Consider the following 4,657-nt stretch of genomic DNA (forward strand, 5'->3'; position numbering starts at 1 on the left):
CTAAATTTGCAGTACAAGTATAGAAAAGCTCTAATAGTGAAAGATTCCGGATATTTGCCGCGATCATCATACTGTCCATTCTCTGCATAGAAGGGGTAAGCCCCATAAATTCAGATATTTCTTTTGATAAAGAGGTAACACATATATGAATCAGGTCAATACCAGTTTCTGTTTCATAAGCAAGGCATCTTGCACGAAATCTACTCAGAGTTCTGTCGCTCAAGGGCTGTTCTTCAAAACTAGTAGTATGAAGAGCATGCTGATACCGTATATCAAACATTAGAGCCTGAACAAGTTCATCATCACTATCACCAAGTGCTTCTTTGAGAATCAATGCACCAACGATTACATTTACGGGAGTATTTGGACGAGAAGCTTTACTACTATACAATACAGAAAATATATCTTCGTTTATGGCAGGAAAAATCCTATCCGAAAAAGTCTTTGCCCATGATTTTTCAAGAAACTTACGTTCTCTTTCTGTCAGGTTAAATGTGCTGTCAGTCAACGACATTTGTTGACTATTATTTGATACAAAAGCCATGCGAATCACCTCGATATTTGATATTTATATTTTACCAAATGTTCGGATGGATTGATATATCGTGTTAAATTTTCAAGGTACAAATTTATATCAAAGGTCAATGACCTTTTGACACCCTAATCTTCATAGGAAAGTTCTACGACTTCCCTATGAAATAAAAACACTCCGCGGGTTGTGCACAGATGCGTAAGGAAATTATTTGCCTGCGGCAAATTGCATCTGGCACGCAAAGTTGTCAAGCCCCTCAAAGAGTGAGGGGTTGGGGCGTTGAAGTGGGCTTGCCCACTTTGTTCTTTTCATCCCTGCTGTGCAGCCGATTTTTTTTGTTCCCATTTCTTGCTTTTAAAATAGCAAAAACCGGCGATGGCAGGCAGCAGGGATGACAGAGCCTGCCCCATATAGATTCCGGGGAATCCCAGTTTAAGAGGAAATGCAAACAGCCAGCTCAGGGGCAGGCGTACGATGACGGCATCTAAAACTGCATTTACCATGGCAATATGGGAAGAACCTATACCGATTGCGAAGGAATCAAACGTATACATAACTGCATAGACCAGACTGTTTGCACCACAGCATATTCGGAGGTACAAAATCCCGCTTTTCAGGACCTCCGGACTCGAGGGGTCAAACAGCATAATGATGGGCTCAGCAAAGATCTGGACGATCAGAACAGAGAACAGCGTCACCATGACATTGAGACGGAGACCGGTCAGGGTTGTTTTTTTCACGCGCCGGATATCATTTGCACCTATATTTTGACCGGCCATGGCTGTGACTGCCTGCCCCACAGCCCAGCACGGCATGCCTGCAAAAGTATTGATTTTCAGCCCGACACCGGATGCCGCTGCGGCGGCTGTACCGAAATTGTTGAGCATACCTGTAATCAATAGATAAGAAATATTGACGATGATCATCTGGCCGGCCGCCGGCAGACCAATTTTCATAATGACTGCCAGCTTATCGGCTTTGACCGCAAAGTTTCTGATTTTAAAATCAAAGACAAAGTTCCTGCGTTTCAGATGAATGACTGCGGTTACAAGTGAAATACCCTGGGAAAAAACTGTCGCGTAAGCCGCTCCTCTCGTTCCGATTCCCAGATAAGAGACTAAAAGCAGATCCAGTATGATATTAACGGCAGCAGCCACCGCGACAAAGTAAAGCGGACTCTTTGAATCTCCGAGCCCCTTCATAACCGAACAAACGGAATGATACCCAAATACAAAAACAGTTCCCCAGCAGATGATTTCCATGTATGCACAGGCATCCTGCATTGCATCGGCAGGAATTTTTAATAAAATAAAAAGCGGTCTGCAGAATAGAAGTCCAAGTATGGTTATAAAAAGCGAAGCGATAAAGGTAACTGAAAAAAGCGTTCCGGTTGTTTCCGCCTGGCCTTTTATGTCGCCGGCTCCTTTAAATTGGGCGATCAGTACAGTCCCGCCCATGGTGATTCCCAGGCAGAAAGAATTAATAATAAAACAGAGCATGGAGGCGTTGCTTACAGCGGCAAGCCCGGCTTTTCCGACGGTCCTTCCGACCACCAGCATATCTGCGATGCTGTAAAATGATTGCAGCAGATTAGCTGACAGGAGAGGCAGTGCGAACAGGACCAGATTTTTTGTAATGTTTCCTTTGGTCAGGTTTTGTTTTTCTTTCATTTTCATGTTCCTTTCAAAGAAGCAGAGGGCATCACCAAAAGGGTGTGCCCTCTGTTCATATAAATAAAAAATACAAAAGGCAGCAGACAAAACATTGTCCGCTGCCCAGGTATGATTTATTTCCATCTGTGAAAAACATACAAACAAAACCTGATGTCTCCATCAGTGTTTGGCATACTTCTTCATAATCTTGGCTCCGTACAATGTTTTGAATCATCAAATTGTATGGAGCTTTCATCAATACATAATTTTCCGAATATCATTGTACTCACCCTTTCTTTTCGTTGATAAGATAACTATAAAGGTCTCAGCTTCCTATGTCAAGCGCTTCATAAATATGTCTAAAGCTTTCTGCAGCGGTTGAACGCCGCATGGATCTCCTGCCGTCTCGGCATTGCCAGATTAGATCTCACATATCCGCTGTCCAGTATCGCCGCAAGCCCTTTGGCGTCGATGAGCGCTAAAAGTTCCTCTGCGATTTGGCGCAGGTCTTTTCTGCCGTCGATCAGATGCAGCTGGGCATAAAGCAGAGCATAGGCGAGAGCTGTTGTCTGCTCAGAGTCACAGATCTGTTCTGCATACCGCAGGTCCACAGTCTCTTTGTTGATCTGGAATGCGTCTTTTCCGAGGGTTTTTAATTTGTTCCGGCTGTTTTTCAGGGACGGACGGCTGGGGTTTACAACACGGTGAAAAGAAGGGCTGTCCGGCTTTTCTTTCGGAATTGTTACCGGCGGAAAGGCTTTGGACTCCTCTTTTGCAAAGTCTGTGATCTCCCTCGGCACATAGCGGTCCATCTGTAAAATGTGGTCGGCAACCTGGAAATAGGCCCCGGAGCTTCCTGCCACAATGACGGAAGAAATACCGTGGTCTTCATACAGTCCCCGGACCCGTTCAATAAACGGAGTAATAGGCTCATGATCCCTGTGGACCACTCTCTGCATCAGTTCGTCACGAATCATAAAGTTGGTGGCGCTGGTGTCTTCATCGATGAGGAAAAGAGAAGTTCCGGCCTCCATACTCTCGATCACATTGGCCGCCTGGGAGGTGCTGCCGCTGGCGTCTTCAGTGGAGAAAGAAACCGTATCTTTTCCGTTTGGAAGATTATTGATAAACAGGGAAATATCTGTGTTTTTTATGCTGCGCCCGTCCTCTGCGCGGAGTTTTACCGCCGTGTCATCGGTGATGACATATTCACGGCCGTCATTTCTTATATGGTTGTAAACACCTAATTCCAATGCTTTCAGCAGTGTTGATTTTCCATGATAGCCCCCGCCTACGATCAAGGTAATGCCTTTTGGTATTCCCATGCCGGAGAGGGGACCGTGATGAGGAAGATTTAATGTGACTTTCAGGGAGTCCGGCGAATGGAAAGCCACAGCCTGCCTCATCGGACGCGGAGATACCCCGCTCTCCCTTGGGAGGACAGAACCATCTGCTACAAAAGCACAGAGATTCAGCTTCGGAAGCTGGTCACGAATATATTTTTGATCTTCGGCAAGGCTGATCACATCTTCGACGGCGCCTACGTTAAGCTTCTTATAATAGAAGGAAGACAATACACAGTCGGGAAGAAAGTCAAACAGGATTTTGATCAGTTCAAATGCGGCGATGGTCCGGCCCCTGGCAGGAAATCCGATCTCAAAATGGACGGAAATATCACCGGAATCCGGATGAATCAGCAGGGCAGTCCGTTCCAGTATCTCCTGTCCGCATTTACTGATGGAAATGAGCCCGCTCTTTCCTGAGCCCTTTGCCTTAAAATTATAGGATTCAAGCTTTCTGCCGAAGATGCGGGTCAGATAGTCCTGCAGTGCGATCCGCTTATGGGACAGGTCAAAAAGCCGGGCAGGAAATCCGGCGTTTCTGCCGGGAATACTGATGCTTACTTTGGAGGGAGAGGCAAAGGGATCTCCCTGTACATGGTCAATATGCAGGGTATAGCCGCCGAACCGGTAGCTTCCTCTGGTGTCTTTATAGGCAGGATAGCCTTTATGATCGATACGCTCTAACAGCGATCTTAAATCATCTGAAGTCTTCATATGTTCTATCACCTTTCAATGTATGAGTTTTTTACCACTATTTCCGTCACGCTTTGAAATGCGTTCCTCCAATAGTGATAAAAAGCTATCGTTGGATAGTTCCATTTGTTTGATGGATACTTATCCAGTAGATATTACTTCCATTTTGACCAGTTTTGAGGCCTTGCATCTCTGAGACAGCAAGCCGGAAAACTGGTCAATATGTCATAATAAGTATCCCACGATTAAATGGACCAGTCAATCTGGTCCGAGTATTTTTTTCTTTCAATGGCAAACACTGCGGGCAGTTGATATAATAATAACTTCTCGGAATCTCAATGAATGAGATTCTAACTGAAATTTGAAAACTGAATATCGTGCAGGAATAGAGATTTGGCAAAAAAGGGCATAAACGTTGGACATAGAGGAAGCTATGC

General features: G+C 45.0%; 3 protein-coding genes. All 3 read right to left on the reverse strand.

The window, feature by feature from the left end; translation table 11 throughout:
* A partial coding sequence (locus QGT46_RS16615) for a transposase (protein WP_301591649.1) occupies nucleotides 1-544 on the reverse strand: 544 nt, incomplete at its 3' end.
* Between the two features lie 296 nt (nucleotides 545-840).
* Nucleotides 841-2,202 (reverse strand): MATE family efflux transporter, encoded by a 1,362-nt coding sequence (locus tag QGT46_RS16620; RefSeq protein ID WP_148459712.1) that lies wholly within the window; start codon nucleotides 2,200-2,202, stop codon nucleotides 841-843.
* A gap of 341 nt (nucleotides 2,203-2,543) precedes the next feature.
* A complete protein-coding gene (locus QGT46_RS16625) occupies nucleotides 2,544-4,241 on the reverse strand; it encodes an ABC-ATPase domain-containing protein (RefSeq protein ID WP_148459711.1) in 1,698 nt (565 codons plus the stop codon).
* Nucleotides 4,242-4,657: the final 416 nt, after the last annotated feature.

The sequence above is a fragment of the Anaerostipes faecis genome (assembly GCF_910574135.1).
Lineage (GTDB): Bacteria > Bacillota > Clostridia > Lachnospirales > Lachnospiraceae > Anaerostipes > Anaerostipes hominis.